At 67.5% G+C, this 17514-nt stretch carries 16 protein-coding genes; 8 read left to right on the top strand and 8 right to left on the bottom strand.

The features are described 5' to 3' along the window. Positions 1–71: 71 nt before the first annotated feature. From P0204_RS11410 to ligA, 3 genes are all read left to right on the top strand, one after another. Positions 72–1664, top strand: a complete 1593-nt coding sequence (locus tag P0204_RS11410) for a methyl-accepting chemotaxis protein (RefSeq protein WP_276179273.1) — start codon at positions 72–74, stop codon at positions 1662–1664. Then, complete coding sequence (locus P0204_RS11415; protein ID WP_276179275.1) at positions 1657–2379, top strand: G protein-coupled receptor family protein; 723 nt, start codon at positions 1657–1659, stop codon at positions 2377–2379. The genes P0204_RS11410 and P0204_RS11415 overlap by 8 nt, the downstream gene beginning before the upstream one ends. Positions 2380–2455: 76 nt before the next feature. After that, positions 2456–4552, top strand: coding sequence for an NAD-dependent DNA ligase LigA (gene ligA / locus P0204_RS11420; RefSeq protein WP_276179277.1), 2097 nt, complete (start codon positions 2456–2458; stop codon positions 4550–4552). Here the strand turns inward: ligA and P0204_RS11425 are convergent. Genes P0204_RS11425 through P0204_RS11435 form a run of 3 tightly spaced genes read right to left on the bottom strand, consistent with a single transcriptional unit; the run spans position 4547 to position 6783 of the window. Beyond that, on the bottom strand, positions 4547–5539 hold the full coding sequence (locus tag P0204_RS11425; RefSeq protein ID WP_276179279.1) for an ABC transporter permease subunit: 993 nt from the start codon (positions 5537–5539) through the stop codon (positions 4547–4549). The two genes, ligA and P0204_RS11425, sit on opposite strands and share 6 nt — an antisense overlap. After that, on the bottom strand, positions 5536–6459 hold the full coding sequence (locus P0204_RS11430; RefSeq protein WP_276179281.1) for an ABC transporter ATP-binding protein: 924 nt from the start codon (positions 6457–6459) through the stop codon (positions 5536–5538). The genes P0204_RS11425 and P0204_RS11430 overlap by 4 nt, the downstream gene beginning before the upstream one ends. 51 nt (positions 6460–6510) lie before the next feature. Beyond that, the gene (locus P0204_RS11435; RefSeq protein ID WP_276179283.1) at positions 6511–6783 is read right to left on the bottom strand and encodes a DUF7967 family protein; all 273 of its coding nucleotides are present in this window, start codon (positions 6781–6783) and stop codon (positions 6511–6513) included. 143 nt (positions 6784–6926) lie between these two features. Between P0204_RS11435 and P0204_RS11440 the strand changes: the two genes are divergently transcribed. From P0204_RS11440 to P0204_RS11455, 4 genes are all read left to right on the top strand, one after another. Continuing rightward, positions 6927–8213, top strand: coding sequence for an O-acetylhomoserine aminocarboxypropyltransferase/cysteine synthase family protein (locus tag P0204_RS11440; protein WP_276179285.1), 1287 nt, complete (start codon positions 6927–6929; stop codon positions 8211–8213). Between the two features lies 1 nt (position 8214). After that, a complete protein-coding gene (metX, locus tag P0204_RS11445; RefSeq protein WP_276179287.1) occupies positions 8215–9417 on the top strand; it encodes a homoserine O-acetyltransferase MetX in 1203 nt (400 codons plus the stop codon). Positions 9418–9466: 49 nt separating this feature from the next. Then, positions 9467–9610: a hypothetical protein gene (locus P0204_RS11450; RefSeq protein ID WP_276179289.1), complete on the top strand. Its 144-nt coding sequence runs from the start codon at positions 9467–9469 to the stop codon at positions 9608–9610. Between the two features lie 83 nt (positions 9611–9693). Continuing rightward, positions 9694–9996 carry a DUF7130 family rubredoxin-like protein gene (locus tag P0204_RS11455; protein ID WP_276179291.1) on the top strand — a complete coding sequence of 101 codons (303 nt, stop codon included), beginning with the start codon at positions 9694–9696 and terminating at the stop codon, positions 9994–9996. A 36-nt stretch (positions 9997–10032) separates the two neighbouring features. On the opposite strand, the gene P0204_RS11460 is transcribed toward P0204_RS11455, so the two are convergent. After that, on the bottom strand, positions 10033–10539 hold the full coding sequence (locus tag P0204_RS11460; protein WP_276179293.1) for a hypothetical protein: 507 nt from the start codon (positions 10537–10539) through the stop codon (positions 10033–10035). 87 nt (positions 10540–10626) lie between these two features. On the opposite strand from P0204_RS11460, the gene P0204_RS11465 reads away from it, so the two are divergent. Further along, positions 10627–11514 (top strand): ketopantoate reductase family protein, encoded by an 888-nt coding sequence (locus P0204_RS11465; RefSeq protein WP_276179295.1) that lies wholly within the window; start codon positions 10627–10629, stop codon positions 11512–11514. Here P0204_RS11465 and P0204_RS11470 read toward each other — a convergent pair. From P0204_RS11470 to P0204_RS11485, 4 genes are all read right to left on the bottom strand, one after another. Further along, positions 11511–12539, bottom strand: a complete 1029-nt coding sequence (locus P0204_RS11470; RefSeq protein WP_276179297.1) for a lysylphosphatidylglycerol synthase transmembrane domain-containing protein — start codon at positions 12537–12539, stop codon at positions 11511–11513. The genes P0204_RS11465 and P0204_RS11470 overlap by 4 nt on opposite strands. Positions 12540–12546: 7 nt before the next feature. Then, entirely contained in the window at positions 12547–14052 is a 1506-nt protein-coding gene (locus P0204_RS11475; protein ID WP_276179299.1) for a sulfatase family protein, read from the bottom strand. Positions 14053–14116: 64 nt separating this feature from the next. Beyond that, positions 14117–16258 carry a glycoside hydrolase family 36 protein gene (locus P0204_RS11480; protein WP_276179301.1) on the bottom strand — a complete coding sequence of 714 codons (2142 nt, stop codon included), beginning with the start codon at positions 16256–16258 and terminating at the stop codon, positions 14117–14119. Between the two features lie 270 nt (positions 16259–16528). Next, a complete protein-coding gene (locus P0204_RS11485; RefSeq protein WP_276179303.1) occupies positions 16529–17278 on the bottom strand; it encodes an IclR family transcriptional regulator in 750 nt (249 codons plus the stop codon). Positions 17279–17514: the final 236 nt, after the last annotated feature.

Here is a 17514-nt window from a genome sequence, read left to right on the forward strand (position 1 = left end):
TATCACATTAATTATCAGAATTTGAACTGCGGGGCGCAGATATAAATCCGCTTTTCCATTTCCGTCCGTATATGAGTACGACACGGCTTTCCGGGCAGATCACTGCCCACTACAGCAGGCGGATCGGCGCGGCGTTGCTCGTCACGCTCGCCGTGACCCTCGCGTTCGGGACGCTCTTTGCAGTCCACGCGGCGAATACGGGAGCGGGGACGGCGTCGGTCGCCGGGACACTGTTCGTCGTGGTACTGAACATCGGCCTGCTCGGGATCGTCCTCGGCGGGAACGCCGCCGTCGCGCTCCGTCGGCTGACCGACGCCGCGGAGGCGATCGAAGACGGCGACCTCGAAGCCAGTCCCGAGGTCGAACGCAGCGACGAGTTCGCCGATCTCGCAACGGCGTTCGACAACATGCGTGAGTCACTCGGCGAGGCCTTAGAGGAGTCGGAAGCCGCCCGCCAGGACGCCGAAGCCGCCCGCGAAGAGGCCGAGACCGCCCAGCGGGAGGCGGAAGCGTTCAACGAACGGCTCATCGAGCACGCGACAGAGATCGGCGACGCGATGACCGCGGCCGCCGACGGTGACTTCACTCGCCGGTTGGAGACGGACGTCGACGTCGACGCGGTCGAACGGATCGCCGTGGCCTACGAGGAGATGAGCGGCGGGCTCTCCGAGACGGTCGAGGAGATCCGTGAGTTCGCCGCCGTCGTCGAGTCCGCGAGCGACTCCGTCGCGGCCGACGCGGCCGACGTCGAGCGACGGAACCAGGCCCTCGCCGACGACATCCGGGAGTTGGCCACCGATATCGAACAGCAGGCGGATCGACTCGAAACGGCGATCGCGGAGACGAACGACCTCTCGGCGACGATCGAGGAGGTGGCCTCGACGACCGACGAGGTCGCACAGCAGTCCAGCGAGGCGGCCGACGCCGGGACGACCGGTGCCGAACGTGTCGAGGAGGCGATCGACGCCATCCAGACCGTCGAGGACGCCGTCGCACAACTAGACGCGCTCGTCGCGGAGTTGGACGACCGGATGGGTGAGGTCGAGGCGACGACCGGACTCGTCGACGACATCGCCGAACAGACGAACATCCTCGCGCTGAACGCCAACATCGAGGCGTCACACGCGAGCGAGGCCGGGTCCGGGTTCGCCGTCGTCGCCGACGAGGTCAAACAGCTCGCCGAGGAGACCCAGGCCGCCATCGACGAGATCGAGACGATCATCGCCGGCGCACGGGCCGACGTCGACGACGTGACCGACGAGATGGACGCGACCAGCGAACGCATCGACGCCAGCGTGGAGACGATCACCGCTGCGGGCGAGACGCTCGCGCAACTCACCGATACCGTCGACGACGTCGACGACGCGATGGGCGAGATCGCACGGGCGACCGACGACGCCGCGGCCGCGACGGAAGAAGTAGCTGCGACGATCGACACCGTCGGCGAGGCCGCGGCCGACGTGGCCGACCGTTCGCACAGTCTCGCCGACACCGCTGCCGAGACGGCAGAGACGATGAGCGACGTACGGAGACAGGCCGACGACCTCTCCGACCGGACGGCCGAACTCATCGACCGGCTCGCGGCGTTCGAGACACGTTCGGGGAGCGGCGAGTCGGCAGGGACTGCCGGAGCGGCGACCGCAGTTGGTGATGCCGATGATTAGCGAAACGACGGTCTACGGATCAGCCGCCGCCGTCAGTGCGATCGCGACGGTCGCCTTTCTCGTCTGGATCCGCCGGGTCCCGGCTCGAAAGCGTCCGTACTGCTATCCGGTCGTCGGTGTCGTCGGCCTCTCGGCAGTCCTAACCGCACTGGTGGCGCTGGATGGGTTCTACATCGCCGGAACGGGACAGACGCTCCCCGGTGTGATCGACGACTTCGTCGCCTACACCGTGTTGTGGGTCGCTGCCGCCGCCATCGCCGGCGAATCCCGCCGAATGCTTGCGCTCCTCGCAGTGATCCCGATGGTCCAGGTCGTTGCGTTCAACGTCGCGGCGGTCGTCGGCGGTCTCGTCGGCCTCGTCGGGTTGGCTCTCCTCGTGGTCGGGCAGGTCCTGATCGCGTACCTCTTTCTGGGTCCGATCTGGGAACGGACCGACTCGCTGCCCGACGGACAGCGCCTCCTCCACTGGAAGTCCCGGAACCTCCTGTTGTTCCTCATCGGGATGCTCGTGGTCTTTGCGCTCCTGTCGGTCGGTCAGATATTCGACACCTTCGTCACCGCCGTCCTCAGTGAGTATATGGGGCTGTTGATCAGGGTCGGGTTCGCCGGCTTCCTGCTCGCCAACGTCGACGCGATCGATCCGGCGGCGATCGAACTGTTCGGTTCGTCCGCCGATCGGCCTGCGGCCGAGCCCACCGGGAGCGGCGCCGACTGACGCGAGCCACCCCATGAGAACCGGCGTGCGGAGGATCCCATAGCGGCTTAGTAGCCGGCCCCCTGAGGCCAGACAAATGGCAGCCGTCTCCGAGGACGACCTGGCGGACAACCCCTACGTCGAGGACCCCCCGACGGAGTTCGATCCGGTCGGGGACCTCGACGAGGACAGCGCCCGCGAGCAGGCCGAGCAGTTGCGCGAGGCGATCCGGTACCACGACCACCGCTACTACGTCGAGACCGACCCGGTGATCGGCGACCGGACTTACGACGCCCTGTTTTCTCGGTTACAGGACCTCGAAGGGGCCTTCGACCTCGACACGGCGGGCAGTCCGACACAGCGGGTCGGCGGCGAACCGCTGACGGAACTCGGCGAGGTCGAACACGTCGCACCCATGCGCTCGATCGACCAGAGCGGCGAGGCCGAGGCGGTCCGGGAGTTCGACCGGCGAGTACGGGACCGGCTCGCGGAGAGCGGCTACGACGGCGAGGTCCGGTACTTCTGTGAACCGAAGTTCGACGGGCTCTCCGTCGAAATCGTCTACGAGGACGGCCGGTACCAGCGTGCGGCGACCCGGGGCGACGGCGAGGTCGGCGAGGACGTCACCGAGAACGTCCGGACCATCGCCAGCGTCCCCCAGCGACTCCGGGGGGACTACCCCGACCGTCTGGTCGTCCGGGGTGAGGTGTATATCCCCCGGGACGCGTTCACCGCGTTCAACCGGGAGCGCGTCGAGGCCGGCGAAGACCCCTTCGCGAACCCGCGCAACGCCGCCGCCGGGACCCTCCGGCAACTCGACCCGAGCGTGACCGCCCGGCGCCCGCTCTCGATCTTCTTTTTCGGCGTGCTCGATGCGTCGGTCGACTTCCCGAGCCACAGCGACCTCCACGAGCGACTGCCCGAGTGGGGGCTGCGGGTCTGTGACCGGCTCCGGGTCGTCGACGACATCGAGGCGGCGATCGACTACCGGGACGACCAACTGGCCGCCCGTGACGACTTAGACTACGAGATCGACGGCGTCGTGCTCAAGGTCGACGATATCGGAGCCTGCGACCGACTCGGGACCACCGCCCGCGCCCCCCGCTGGGCGTTCGCCTACAAGTTCCCCGCCCGCAAGGAGGAGACGACGCTCAGGGACGTCGTCGTCCAGGTCGGCCGCACCGGCCGGCTCACACCGGTCGCGCTGCTGGACCCCGTCGAGGTCGGCGGGGTCACCGTCTCGCGGGCCTCGCTGCACAACCCCTCGCTGGTCGCGGAACTCGGCGTCGGCGTCGGCGACCGCGTCCGGATCAAGCGCGCCGGCGACGTGATCCCGGAGGTCGTCGAGGTCGTCGAGTCCGCCGGCGACGGCCACTTCGAGTTCCCGGAGACCTGCCCCGTCTGTGATAGCGTCGTCGAGCGGGACGGCCCGATGGCGTTCTGCACCGGCGGGCTCTCCTGTCCCGCCCAGCGTGAACGTGCCGTCGAACACTACGCCAGCCGCGACGCGCTTGACATCGAGGGACTGGGCGAGAAGGCCGTCGCGCAACTGCTCGACGCGGGACTCGTCTCCGACCCTGCCGACCTCTACGACCTCTCGGTCGAAGCACTGGCCGACCTGGAGGGGTGGGGCGAGACCAGCGCCCGGAACCTCGTCGAGGCCGTCGAGGGGACACGGGAGCCCGCACTGGCGGACTTTCTCGTCGCGCTCGGTATCCCCGAGGTCGGCGGCGTCACGGCCCGCAACCTCGCGACGGAGTTCGGCAGTTTCGAGGCCATCCACGAGGCGGCCGACGAGGGCGACCGCGAGGCCTTCGAGGCGGTCCCCGACGTCGGTCCGGTCGTCGCCGACGCTATCGTCGAGTTCTTCCAGGGAGCGGGCAACCGCGACGTGCTGGACCGACTCCTCGATCACGTCGACCCGCAGGACGCCGAGGCGACCGGCGGCGAGGCACTCGAGGGACTCACGTTCGTGTTCACGGGCTCGCTGGACGGCTACACCCGGAGCGACGCCCAGGAACTCGTCGAGCGCCACGGCGGCTCGGCGACCAGCAGCGTCTCCGGGAACACGGACTACCTCGTCCTCGGGTCGAATCCCGGCCAGCGAAAACGCGAGGATGCGGCCGACAACGACGTGGACGAACTGGACGAAGCGGCCTTCGAGGCGCTGCTGGACGCCCGCGGTGTCCTATAGATCTGCGCGGGCGAACAGGCCGTAGCCGATCACGACCGGGACCACACACCAGCCCAGCAGGACGACGACCGCGACGGGGTCCGAGAGGTACCACGGCACGGACTCCGAGAGCGTCTGTGCGGCAGCCTGCTGGCGGATGAGGCTGGACTGGCCACCGAAGATACTCCCGAACATCGACGCCCTGGCCTGTGCGACGGTCACGTCGGCGCTCCCGAGCGACTGGAGCAGCGTCTGGTAGGCCTGTGTCGGGTTCAACAGTTTGACGAACAGTTCGATCTTCAGCGTCAGCTCCTCGTCGAGCCCGGTCCGGTCACGCAGCAACCCGCCGACCCCGCTGGAGACGGAGTTCCACAGCGCGAAGAGGTAGACCCAGACCCCACCGGCGGTGATGAGCGACCGCCGGGTCGTCGACGTCGCGGCCGAGGCGCCGAGCGTGAAGCCGACGAACGACAGCGCGAGCAGCAGCGTCAGACCGATCAGGACGACGACAGTCCGTGCCTGGAAACCGGATTCGGCCTCCGGCAGGACGACGAGCACCTGGAGGAGCAGCGTCCCGACCAGCGGTGCGGCGAGCGCGAAGAACCGTCCGAACAGCTTCCCGACGACGACATCCCGCCGAGTGTAGGGCAGCGAGAGGAGGATCTTCAGCGATCCCCGCTGCCGTTCGCCCGAGATCGCGGCGTAGGTCAACGCGATCGCCGAGATCGGAACGATGACCGACAGCAGTCGGACGGCCAGTCCCTGGACCAGCGCGGTCACCGCTGCCGCCGCATCACCGCCCAGGCCGGTGTACAGCGTAATGGCCAGCGGGAGGACGAAAAGGGTCAGGAACAGCCCGGTCAACAGGAGGAGGGCACGCGTCCGGACCGTGTCCGCAAACTCCTTTTTGACGATGGGGTACCAGTCGAGGCCATGGAGTTTGTCGTCGGCACCCGAGAGGAGGTTCAGCGCGAACTGCCCGGCGCTGTCGGCCTGGCGGTCGCTCATGCCTCGACCTCCTCCCGACTGGTGTAGGCCGCGAACACGTCGTCCAGCGACGCCTCCTCGGTGTCGAAGTTGTCGACCGCGAAGCCTGCCTCTTCGAGGGTATTCAGGACCGTCATCTTCTCGCTGGCGTCACAGGTGACTCTGATCCCGTTTCCGGCCCCGGCGACGCCGGTTCCGATGCCGGCGTCCTCGATGATCGTGACCGCCTCGTCGATGTCGGCGCCGTCACCGAACGTGACTTCCAGGGTCGTGTCGCCGGCAGCGGCCTCCCGCAGGCCCTCGATAGTGTCTTTCGCGATGAGTTCGCCGTCCTGGAGAATCCCGACGGTGTCACAGACGGCGTCGACCTGGCCGAGGATGTGACTGGAGAAGAAGACGGTCGCGCCCCGCTCGTTCTCCTCGCGGATGATCTCGCGCATCAGCCGCGCGCCGTTGGGGTCGAGCCCGCTGGTCGGCTCGTCGAGGATGAGCAGTTCGGGTTCGCCGACCAGTGCCATCGCCAGGACGAGTCGCTGTTGCATCCCCTTGGAGTAGCCGCCGGCCTTGCGGTCGATGGCGTCCGGGATGCCGACCCGTTCGGCCAGCGTGTCCGGGTCGGCGTCGGCGTCTTTCGATTCGATCACGAACTTCAGGTGTTGCCGGCCGGTGAGCCGGCCGTAGACGTCGAACCCCTCCGGGAGGACACCGGTCCGGTCACGGATCCGTTTGGACTCCTCGTGGGCGTCCCGACCGAGGACCGTCGCCGATCCGTCGGTCGGACGGATGAAATCGAGGAGGACGTTGATCGCGGTCGATTTCCCCGCGCCGTTGGGACCGAGGAAGCCGAAGATCTCCCCTTCCTCGACGGTGAGGTCGACCCCGTTCAGGGCTGTTACGGAGCCGAACTCCTTTCGGACCCCGTCCAGTTCTATCGCTGTCATACGCCCGGCTTGTACCGGCCTCGGGTATAGTCTTTCGTATGACGAGTCGACCTACACCTCCTCGTCGGGACCGTGCTCGTCGGCCATCCGGCTCGCTTCGGTCGCGTACCGCTCGCGGGTCGCCTCGTCGTCGACGGTCTCCAGTCGGTCGGCCTCGGCCTCGATCGCGGCCGTGACCCGCTTTTTCATCAGGAGGTTCGTCGAGAACTGCTTCTGGAGGTACCGCTCGCCGTCCGGCGTCGCGTAGACGAGTGTGACCATCCGTTCGTCGCCGTAGCTGGAGCGCTCGACCAGCCAGCATTGGACCGTCTCGGCTGCTGTCATTGCCCGTTCGTTGTTCCCGGGTGCGTTTGTATCCTCGGAGACGAATGGACGCGTCAGTCCCCAACGTGTGTTACCGGCCCACACGGGGAGAGTATTGCCGTAACTCGTGGTTATAGATGCCTAGGGATATATGCATACCACACATGACCGATCAGTACGCGTTCGGGACACGCTGTGTACACGCCGGGCAGGAAGAGCCCGACCCGGCGACGGGCGCGTGTGCACCCCCGATCTACCAGACCTCCTCGTACGTCTTCGAGGACGCCGAGACCGCCGCCCAGCGGTACGCGCTCGAAGACGACGGCAACGTCTACTCCCGCTTCGACAACCCGACCGTCCGGATGCTCGAACACCGCCTGGCCTCCCTGGAGAACGGCGTCGACGCCGTCGCCACCGGTTCCGGGATGGCCGCACTGGACGCCGGGACGCTCGTGTTGGCCTCGGCCGGCGACAACGTCGTCTCTTCCTCGTCGATCTACGGTGGCACCCACAGCTATCTGACCAGCACCGCCAGTCGCCGCGGGATCGAGGCCCGCTTCGTCGACACGCTCGACCCCGACGCCTACGCAGCGGCGATCGACGACGACACCGCCTACGTCCACGTCGAGACCATCGGCAACCCCTCGCTCGTCGTCCCGCCGATCGAGGAGATCGCCGACGTGGCCCACGACCACGGAGTCCCGCTGTTCGTCGACAACACGTTCGGGACGCCGGCGCTGTGTAACCCCCTGGACCACGGTGCCGACGTCATCTGGGAGTCGACGACCAAGTGGATCCACGGCTCGGGCTCGACGGTCGGCGGCGTCCTGGTCGACGGCGGTTCCTTCCCTTGGGCGGAGTACCCCGAGAAGTTCCCCGAGATGGGTGGCGACAACCCCGCCTTCGACGTGAACTTCGCCGAGCGGTTCGGCGACCGGGCGTTCGCGATGGCCGCCCGTCAGCGGGGACTGCGCTCGCTGGGTGACGGCCAGAAACCGTTCGACGCCTGGGCGACCCTCCAGGGGACGGAGACGCTGGCCCTGCGGATGGAACGGCACTGCGAGAACGCGATGGCCGTCGCGGAACACCTCCAGGACCACCCCAAGGTCGCCTGGGTCACCTACCCGGGACTGGACGACCACGAGACCCACGACCTCGCCAGCCAGTACCTCTCCGGCGGGTTCGGCGGCGTCGTCACGTTCGGGCTCGAAGGCGGGTACGACGCCAGCCGGCAGTTCTGTGAGCGGACCGATCTGGCGAAGTTCCTCGCGAACATCGGCGACGCGAAGACGCTGGTGATCCACCCCGCCTCGACGACCCACGCACAGCTTTCCGAGGCCGAACAGCGCGAGAGCGGCGTCCGCCCGGACCTGGTCCGCATGAGCGTCGGCATCGAGGACCCCGCGGACGTGATCGCCGACATCGACACCGCGATCGACGAGGTGAGCTGAGATGACCGTCGACCACGAGACCGTCTCGCTGGGGGCGTTCGAGTTCCAGTGTGGCGAGACCATCCCGGACCTGGAACTGGCCTACGAGACCTACGGCGAGTTCGAGGGCGACAACGCCGTGTTGGTCTGTCACGCCCTGACCGGCAGCGCCCACGTCGCCTCCCAGGGCCGCTTCGAGGACAGCGACCAGGCCTACGCCTGGTGGGACGACATCGTCGGGCCGGGCAAAGCCATCGACACCACCGAGTACTTCGTCGTCTGCGTCAACGTTCCCGGCTCCTGTTACGGCTCCAGTGGCCCGCCGAGTCCGAACCCCGAGACGGGCGAGCCCTACGGGCCGGAGTTTCCCCCCGTGACGGTCGCCGACTGGACCGAGGCCCAGCGCACACTGCTGGACGAACTCGGCGTCCCCCACCTCTACGCGGTCGTCGGCGGTAGCGTCGGCGGCATGAACGTTCTGGAGTGGGCCAAACGCCACCCCGACCACGTCGAGAAGATCGTCCCAATCGCCGCGGCGGGCCGCCTCGACTCCCAGTGTCTTGCCCTCGACGGCATCGCCCGGCGAGCGATCACCACCGATCCGAACTGGAACGGCGGCGACTACTACGACGGGGACCATCCCGACGAGGGACTGGCGCTGGCCCGCGAACTCGGCCATGTCATGTATTTCTCGAAGTCCAGCATGGACCGCCGGTTCGGCCGCCGGGCGGCGACCCGTGAGGCCGAGCGGGCGTTCCCGGTCGACCCCGCCGGCCGCTTCTTCCCGTACCGGGACGTCGAATCCTATCTCGACTACAACGCCTCGAAGTTCGTCGAGCGGTTCGACGCCAACAGCTACCTCTATCTGACGCGGGCGATGGACAACTACGACCTCGCGAGCGGCTTCGAATCCGACGCCGACGCCTTGGCTGCCTTCGACGGCGACGCGCTCGTGATGTCCTTTACCGGGGACTGGCACTTCACGACCCAGCAGTCCGAGGCCCTGGCCGACGCGCTCCGGGAGACCGACACCGACGTTGCCCACCACGTCGTCGACTCCGACTACGGCCACGACGCCTTCCTGGTCGAACCGGACAGCGTCGGCCCGCCGGTTTCGGATTTCCTCGCGGAGGGCATCGGGGGCAACGCCGTCTCGGACACCGTCGAGGTCGAGACCGAGGAGTCCGACTTCGCGCCGGTCCACAACAGCCTCTTCTCGCAGTAGCCGAGGAGTAGTTTCAAGGACCGAACCCGCCTCTCTCGGAGCAGAGTCGATGGACGACCCGACGCTGGGGATCGGACTCGCGATGCTCGCCGCTGTCGCGCTCGCGGTCCAGAGTCTCGCGGTCCGCGTCAGCGCGCGGACCCGGTCGCTCGCCGACCTCGTCGCCGGCGTCGCCCTCGTCGTCAGCGGGTGAGTCCCGACCCCGACGGTCGTCGCATCGACGGCCGACAGGCTCGGACAAGCCTTTATCACCACACGGATTGTCACTGATACTGTATGTCAGACATGTCAACAAACGCCGAGGCCGACGAAGTCTCCTTCGGCCAGACGGTCTACGACGAGGACGGGACGGCTCTGGGGACGATCCGCGGGTTCGACGAACACGGGTTCTACGTCACGGCCGACGAAGGGATCGAGGCCCTCTCCAGCGAGCACATCACGACCGGATCGGCCGGGGAGGCCGAACTGATGTGGCGCTGCTGGAAGTGTGGTGAGATGGGACAGATCGACGAACTCCCCGAGTCCTGTCCCGCCTGCGGAGCGGCCAAAGAGGAGATCTACTACTGGCAGGAAGACTGAGCCGGACTGTCGTCGCTCGGCTGGGTCTGGCCCCGGTTACCCGCGCTCGCGGACGATCCGGTCGACGACCGCGGGTGCGAGCTGTCCGGCGGCGTCCTCGTATCCCGTCTCGGGGAGCGCGAACCGGACGGTCGTCCGGGTCCGCCGCTCGACGATCGCACGACGGTTCCCGTCGAGAGCGACTGCGTGTGTGAGCGCGTCGCCGGGGAGTCGCGCGAGCGCGTCGACGGTCGCTACCGTTGCCGGTGCCGTCCCCCTCGTCCGGTCGGAGCCGGCGGTCACGCCCGGATTTGCTGCCAGTCGCTCCAGTGCCGTCTGTCGGTCGCCCGTCAACGTGTCCCGTCGACCGAGTTCGATATCGACGACGACGGTCTCGGGTGATCTGGGCGTCAGATCGAGCACCGTCGCGAACACGTCCATACCCACGGGCTCGTCCGGCTCAGTCAGTTCGAGGCGGTAGCGTCCCTCGGCTTCGGGCCAGGCCGATCGCCCGTCGATAGCCTCGGTCAGACGCTCGGCCTCGTCCGCGCCGTCCTCGTCCATACGAGCCGTTGGACGTCGCCGGCGAAGTGACTGACGGTCGCGGCCGGCGAGCCGTACTGTTTTGACCCGACCGCTCCTTGCCCGCGTATGGACATCGTCGTCGTCGGGGCCGGCAGTCTCGGCAGCCTGCTCGGGGGGTTGCTCGCCCGCGAACACGACGTGACACTCGTCGGGCGCGAGCCACACGTCGGGACCGTCACCCGGGAAGGGTTGGCGGTGAGGGGCGTCGAGCAGTTCCAGGCCCACCCGGCCGCCCGGACCGACCTCCCGTCCGGCGGCGACCTCGCACTGGTCGCGGTCAAAGCCTACGACACGGCCGACGTGGCAGCGGATCTTGCCGACTGTGCCTTCGACGCCTGTCTCTCGGTCCAGAACGGGCTGGGCAACGAGACGACGCTGGCCGAGGCCGTCGACTGTCCGGTACTCGCCGGGACCTGCACGTACGGCGCTCGACTGCTTGATCCCGGCGTCGTCGAGTTCACCGGCCGAGGCACGGTGACACTCGGTGACCCGGACGGCGGGCGTTCCGCTGTCGCCGACGACGTGGCCGAGGCGTTCCGGGCGGCCGGCGTCGAATCGGTCGCCGTCGCGGACATGCCGACGCGGCTCTGGGAGAAGCTGGCGGTCAACGCCGCGGTCAACGCGACGACGGCGCTGGCCCGCGTCGAGAACGGCGCGCTCGCGGCGACACCGGGGGACGGTCTCGCCGCCGCTGCCGCCCGGGAGACCGCCCGCGTCGCCCGTGAGGTGGGCGTCGACCTCCCGACGGACCGGGCGCTGTCGCTGACCGAGCAGGTGGTCCGGGAGACGGCGGCCAACCGCTCGTCGATGTTACAGGACGTCGAGGACGGCCGGCGGACCGAGATCGACGCCATCAACGGGGCCGTCGTCGACCGGGCGAGCGAGCCGGTCCCGGTCAACGAGACGCTCGCCCGGCTACTCCGGACCTGGGAACGGGGGCGTGACCGCCGTTAGTTCCGCTTGATGACGTACAGTGCTGCCCCGCCGCCGACGACCAGCGCGAACACGTAGCTGGCGACTCGATAGAGGATGGCGATGGCGGTCGCGCCGACGGGGTCGATCGGCGTCAGCGTGTAGACGAGCAGTCCCAGCGTCGCCTCGACGGCCCCCGAGCCGCCGGGCGAGGGGACCAGCCCCGCGAGCGTCGAGGCGGGGACGATAAAGAAGACGAGCAACAGCGGGATCGACTCGCCGACGGCCATCGCGGCGGCGTACAGCGGGAGCGCGAAGAAGACCCAGCCGACGTAGGAGAACGACAACGCTTTGACGAGCGCCCGACGGTCGCGGGCGATGCGCTGGAACGCCGCCTCGGTCTCGTGGAGCCGCTCGCGGAGCCCGTCAAGCGTCAGCAATCGGGTCCGGCGGGCGACCGGCGCCGCGAGCCCGAGCAGTCCCCGCTTCAGCGGTGCGCGAAACCGCCACCCGACGGCGGCGACGACCGGGACGCCGACCGAGAGGACGACCAGCCCGCCGGCCAGTGGTTCGATCGCGGCCGGGAGCTGTGCCTGATAGAGCAACGCGGCGAAACCGACGCCGGCGAAAGTGACGAACGGAAAGAGGTTCAGCAGGTCCGCGGTGACGACGCTCGCGAGGCTGTCCTGGTAGCTGGCGTCGGTGTCCCGCGAGAGGACGTACGCGATGAACGGCTCGCCACCGGCCTGGCCCAGCGGGGTGACGTAGTTGGCGAAGGTCGCGGCGAAGTAGGTGACCACGAGCCGCGAGAACCGCTCGTTGATGCCCGCGACCGAGAGGACGATCTGCCAGGCTTTCCCCCAGGCGATCAGACAGAGCGCGGTCGAGAGACAGCCCACGGCCAGCCATCCCCACTCGGAGCCGGTCAGCCGCGCCTGTACCTCGGCCGTCCCGACGAAATCCACGAGGAGGTAGAGGACGACCGCCGCGACGCCGAAGCCCAGCAGTATCTGTCCGACGGTGCGGCGGTCGACGAACTCCAGGGAGCCGGCGTTCTCTCCGGTCACGGTCGTTTCAGTCGATGTACCCCAGGTCCTGGAGTCGGTCTTTCGTGTCGTCGTCCATCTCGTCCAAGACGTCGCCGTCGGCACCGTCGGCCTCGTCGGGCCAGTCGGCGTCCACGTCCTCGACGAACGCCCAGAGTGCATCCCGCAGCGCGTCGATCTCGGGGTCGTCCGCGTCGGCGACGTTGTCGGTCTCGCCGGGATCGGTATCGAGGTGGTAGGCCTCGTCGGGGATGCGCGTACAGTGGATGAACTTGTCCTCGGGGGTGCGTGCGGCCCCCATCCGGGAGTAGAAGCGGGACTGTTCGTCCAGTTCGATCCCCGCCGCACTGGCCTTCCCTTCCAGTTGGCGCAGTTCCACGACGGGCTGGTGATACTCGACGAAGCCCACGTCGGCCCGGTCGTGGCCGCCCACGTCGTCGGCGAACTCCCGGTAATCCGCCGAGAGGAGCGACCGGGTGGCCGCCAGGGGTTCGCCACGGCCGGTCGCACCGGCAGCGTCCAACACGGTGTGATAGAGGTCGACGAGTTCGACCGTGGTCTCCGCGTCGTGTCCGGGTTCGATCTCGGGGTGTTTCACCATGAGCGGGACGTTCACGAGCGGGTCGTAGATGCCGAACTCGTGGCCGTAGAGGCCGTGTTCCCCGTGGAGTTCACCGTGGTCGGCACAGACGACGATGGTGGTGTCCTCCCACTGGCCGGTCTCCTTGAGATGCGAGAACAGGCGGTCGAGTTGGTCGTCGATGTGGGCCAGTTCGGCGTCGTACAGGCCCGTGATCGCGTCCCACTCCTCGTCGTCGATTTCCCGAGCCCCGCAGTTGTACTCCTTGGAGTTCTGGCACACTTCGGTCGAGTCGACCCCGGGCGCGAACTCCTCGGCGTACTCCTCGGGCGGGTGGTAGGGGAGGTGAGCGTCCATCAGGTTGATGAAGGCGAAGAAGTCGTCGCTGTCGTCGATAAAGTCGATGGTCTTGTCGATGACCTGCGGGGTCTTGGTGTCGCCGCCACCGCCCTCCGCGAGGTGTTCGTGGATCTTGTTGCCCATCTGGACGAGGCGGTCGGCGACCGACCGGAGGGTGTCGTTGTCGTTCATCGTCCTCCAGACGCTCGCCAGCGGGCCCGAGAGCAGTTCGCTGGGCATGATCTGGAAGAAGTTGTCGTGGTCGTCGAAGCCCGCCGTCAGATTGGTGTAGCTGGTGATCCAGGCGTTCGAGGAGTAGCAGGCGGTGTCGTAGCCGGCCGCCGACAGCGACTCCGCGAGCGTGGTCGCGCCCGCCAGGTAGGGATCTTCCTGGGTCGCCTCGTGTTCGCTGGGGTAGAGCCCGGTGAACATCGAGGCGTGGACCGGCAGCGTCCAGGGGGCCGGTGCGACGGCGTTGTCGAAGACGGCGGCCTCCTCGGCGAACGCGGCGAGGTTCGGCGTGGTCTCCATCTCGGGGTCGTAGACGGACAGCCGGTCCTTTCGGACCGTGTCCAGGACGACGAACAGCACGTTCGACCCGTCGGCGTCGGTCATGATCGGATTAACTCCGTCGTGAGATTAAAAGACCGTGCTTTCGACTCCAGTCCGGCCGCCCGCCTCAGTGCCGCTCGAAGGACACCGTCGTCGTCCCCGGACGGGCGGTGAGCGCGAGCGTTTCCGTGCCGTCCGCCGTGGCTCCGTCGGGGTGGGTCCATCCGTCGGGAACTGCCAGGATGAGTTCCTGGGGCGTCTCGACGTCGACCGACAGCGTCAGTCGCCCGCCAACCTCGTCGGCGTCCCAGGCGACCCGTTCGAGGCGGTCGCCGAGGCCACCGAGGTGGTCGGTCCCGAGTAGATGGGGGCGATCGAGTGCGGGGACGACGTGGACGAGCAGACAGCCGTGTGCGGGCACCGTCCGTTCGACGGTCCCGCCGGCGGCGATCGGTTCGCACTCCAGCGCGTCCCAACCGCGCTCGTCTTCGTCGAGGGACAGCGAGAGCGTGTCGGGTTCGTCGCTCCAGTTGAACCGCGCGACGGCCCGGCCGGCGTCGGCGGGCCGTTCACAGACCACTCGCTCGGGGAACTCCGTCCGTCCCACGCCCGAGACGGTCCCGCTCTCGACCGGCGGCAACGACCGTTCGAGGAGGTCGCGGCCGGCGGCACCGATCTCGTCGATCCTGTCGCTGAAGACGTTCGAACCGCCGGTGAGCGCGACGATAGCCGCGAACGTCTCCCGCTCGGCCATCGAGAGCTCCGTCGTCTCCCGGACCAGTTGACAGTCGGGGTCGTTGACCCACCACCGGCGGTGGAGGTAGTCACGGTTGAGGACGTTCCGGATGGCGTTCTCGTGGGCCGGCTCGCTGGCGGATTCGCCCTCCCTGACCCAGTACTCGGCGGTGTCCGGGCCGACCCGCATCGCGTCGACGAGGCCGACACTCTGGCCCTGTGGCGCCCCACAGCCCAGGATGTACGTCTCCTCGCCGACGGCCTGGCGGATCGTCGCCAGGCCCTGCCTGTAGGCCTCGGCTCGGGTCACGTCGGCGAACCGTTCACCGGGCAACGCGCCCGCATAGAGGAAGTCGAGCTTGAGGTAGTCGAAGCCCCACTCCTCGGTGATCGTTCGGAACGTCTCCCGGAGCCACGCCTGAACCCCGGGATGGGTCAGGTCCAGCCCGTACATCTCGCCGTGGCGTTCGCCGGCGGGGACGAACTCCCCGTCGCCGTCGGTCAGCAGCCATTCGGGATGGTCGTCGACGAGGGCGGCGTCCTCCTGGACGAAGAAGGGTGCGAGCCACAGTCCGGGCGTGTGGTCGGCGTCGTCGATGTCCGCGACCAGCGACGCCATGTCCTCGAACCCCTCGGCCAGCGTCCGCCAGTCGCCGAAGGCGGTCTGGTAGCCGTCGTCGAGTTGGACGACCTCGACTGGGAGCCCCCACTCGTCGAGGGCGGCGCGGTTCGTCCGCACGTCGTCGGCGGTGACCCCGGTGAAGTAGTGGTACCACGAACACCACCCGGTCGGCACCCACTCACCGATCCGGGCATCCATCCGGGTTCCGGTCCGCTCGGCGATCGCGGTCAGTGCCTCGTCGACCGGGCGAGCGGCGTCGAGTCGGAGGGGCGCGCTCGTCGCTGTCTCCCCCGGCGCGAGTTCGACCCCGTCGCCGGGACAGACCGCCGACAGTGACTCGATCCCGTCGCCGTGCTCGTAGTCGAAGCGGGTGACGAACGCCGAGTGGTCGAGAAAGCCGGCGGTCAGATGACTGTCCCCCTCGGTCAGCCCGATCTGGCAGTGACTCGTTGCCGTCGGAGCGGCCACGTCGGTCATCATCGGTACGTCGACCGGGTCGACCGCTGGGAACGCCTCGCCCACGGGGAGTGTCGCCGTCGGCGTCCAGGACTGGTAGCCGTGGCGGTACACCCCCGTTTCGGGACCGAACGCCAGTTCGTCGGCCGCCAGCGGACAGAGCCGACCGACCGGCTTGGGTTCCCCGTCCGTGTTCGTAACTGCCACCGACACGTGGACGCCACCGTCGGCCGTCGTGAGCATGACCGTCGTCTCCGCGCCGACGCCGTCGTACCGAACCCGGACACTGTCCCCGTCGCTGGAGAGCGCGTAGCTGTCGGTCGCCGGGACCGTCTCGTCGCCGAGTTCGGCACGGACGGTCCCGCTGGCGAGTTCGTCGCTCCCCTGTCGGACTGTCAGGCGTGCCGTCTCGGGCGCGAACCGGACGGTCGTCTCGCCCGCGTCGAGTCGAACCATACGACACCTGCCCCAGCCAAGCGTAATAGCTGTTTGGTAGACGCTAGAGGGAACTAATACGCTAAACCTTACATGAAAATATCCGCCGGCCTATCTTCATATTGTTTAGTATAGGAAAACAAAACGTTCGAAAAGCTATCGGTTGCTCATCGAACAGGTTGCAAAAGCCGACTATTGACGGATGAGAGCGGTCTTAAGCACATATTCATTCATACTAAACAACCCTCGAAACGATCGCCATTTAGCGGCAATTTTTCACACTACTACGGTTCAGAACAGATCAACGGAAATACTATTCGCACTGCTGACAACAAGGCCGGTGATATCCTCCTCCAAGCGTTTCCCTGTCATCCGGTTGGCCGGGCCCGTGACACACACCGCGCCGACGGCACGCCCCTCGTCGGTCGTCAGGGGTGCAGCGACGCTTCTGGTCCCGTCGGCCTGCTCCTCGCGGTCGAAGGCGACGCTCTGTTCGCGGACGGTTCGGAGGTCGTCCAGCAGCGCCGTCTCGGTGGTCGCTACGCGGTCGTCGTCTGTCGGCCACTCGCTGTCGGTGAGCAGTGACCTGATCTCGTCTTCCGGCCGGTGTGCCAGGATCGCTCGCCCCGCGGCGTCGGCAGGCAAGGGCCGACGTATCCCCTCCCGGACAGCGGTTTCGCCCGCTTCGTCGCCTTCCACCAAGATGTACGCTGCCGCGTCGTGTTCCTCGACGACGAGGGCCGCGACCTCGCCGCTGGAGCGCGCGAGGCGGGCGACTTCCGACCGCGCAGCCTGGTACACTGGCATCGTCTCGCGCGCCCGCGCGCCCAAGTCGAGGAACCGCGATCCGACGCGGTACTGGCGACCCTCGCGGACGACGAACTCCAACTGATTGAGGGTCTTGAGGTGGTTGTGTACCGCTCCCTTCGAGAGGTCGAGTTCCCGCGCGAGTTCCGTCACACCCGCCGTTCCACGGTCGAGTAGCTCCTCGACGACTCGCATCGTCGTCGCAGTGGCCTGTACCGGATACGATTCGTCCATACTCGACCATCGGCCCCGAGATGTATATATTGTTCGTGAGGAGTGAACAAATTGTGAGTGGCGCTTGGAACGATTTCTGTGAGAGGATGCGTGAAAGCGCCGTCTACAGCGTTCTATCGCTGGATAATTCTTTACTGACGGTATCTCGGCCGCGAGCGCGTTTAGATATAGTGAACGACACCAATAATAAGAAAAATTATCTATACGCGATATTCTGACTCCAAATTTCGGGAAAA

The organism is Haloarcula halophila, assembly GCF_029278565.1.
Taxonomy (GTDB): Archaea; Halobacteriota; Halobacteria; order Halobacteriales; family Haloarculaceae; genus Haloarcula; species Haloarcula halophila.

Bases quoted from the DNA above. Each gene is read 5' to 3' on its own strand.
- P0204_RS11415 (WP_276179275.1), top strand. From the start codon at position 1,657: ATGATTAGCGAAACGACGGTCTACGGATCAGCCGCCGCCGTCAGTGCG.
- P0204_RS11450 (WP_276179289.1), top strand. From the start codon at position 9,467: ATGGACGACCCGACGCTGGGGATCGGACTCGCGATGCTCGCCGCTGTC.
- P0204_RS11430 (WP_276179281.1), bottom strand. From the start codon at position 6,459: ATGACAGCGATAGAACTGGACGGGGTCCGAAAGGAGTTCGGCTCCGTA.
- P0204_RS11465 (WP_276179295.1), top strand. From the start codon at position 10,627: ATGGACATCGTCGTCGTCGGGGCCGGCAGTCTCGGCAGCCTGCTCGGG.
- P0204_RS11410 (WP_276179273.1), top strand. From the start codon at position 72: ATGAGTACGACACGGCTTTCCGGGCAGATCACTGCCCACTACAGCAGG.
- P0204_RS11475 (WP_276179299.1), bottom strand. From the start codon at position 14,052: ATGACCGACGCCGACGGGTCGAACGTGCTGTTCGTCGTCCTGGACACG.
- metX (WP_276179287.1), top strand. From the start codon at position 8,215: ATGACCGTCGACCACGAGACCGTCTCGCTGGGGGCGTTCGAGTTCCAG.
- P0204_RS11455 (WP_276179291.1), top strand. From the start codon at position 9,694: ATGTCAGACATGTCAACAAACGCCGAGGCCGACGAAGTCTCCTTCGGC.
- P0204_RS11425 (WP_276179279.1), bottom strand. From the start codon at position 5,539: ATGAGCGACCGCCAGGCCGACAGCGCCGGGCAGTTCGCGCTGAACCTC.
- P0204_RS11485 (WP_276179303.1), bottom strand. From the start codon at position 17,278: ATGGACGAATCGTATCCGGTACAGGCCACTGCGACGACGATGCGAGTC.
- P0204_RS11460 (WP_276179293.1), bottom strand. From the start codon at position 10,539: ATGGACGAGGACGGCGCGGACGAGGCCGAGCGTCTGACCGAGGCTATC.
- P0204_RS11435 (WP_276179283.1), bottom strand. From the start codon at position 6,783: ATGACAGCAGCCGAGACGGTCCAATGCTGGCTGGTCGAGCGCTCCAGC.
- ligA (WP_276179277.1), top strand. From the start codon at position 2,456: ATGGCAGCCGTCTCCGAGGACGACCTGGCGGACAACCCCTACGTCGAG.
- P0204_RS11480 (WP_276179301.1), bottom strand. From the start codon at position 16,258: ATGGTTCGACTCGACGCGGGCGAGACGACCGTCCGGTTCGCGCCCGAG.
- P0204_RS11440 (WP_276179285.1), top strand. From the start codon at position 6,927: ATGACCGATCAGTACGCGTTCGGGACACGCTGTGTACACGCCGGGCAG.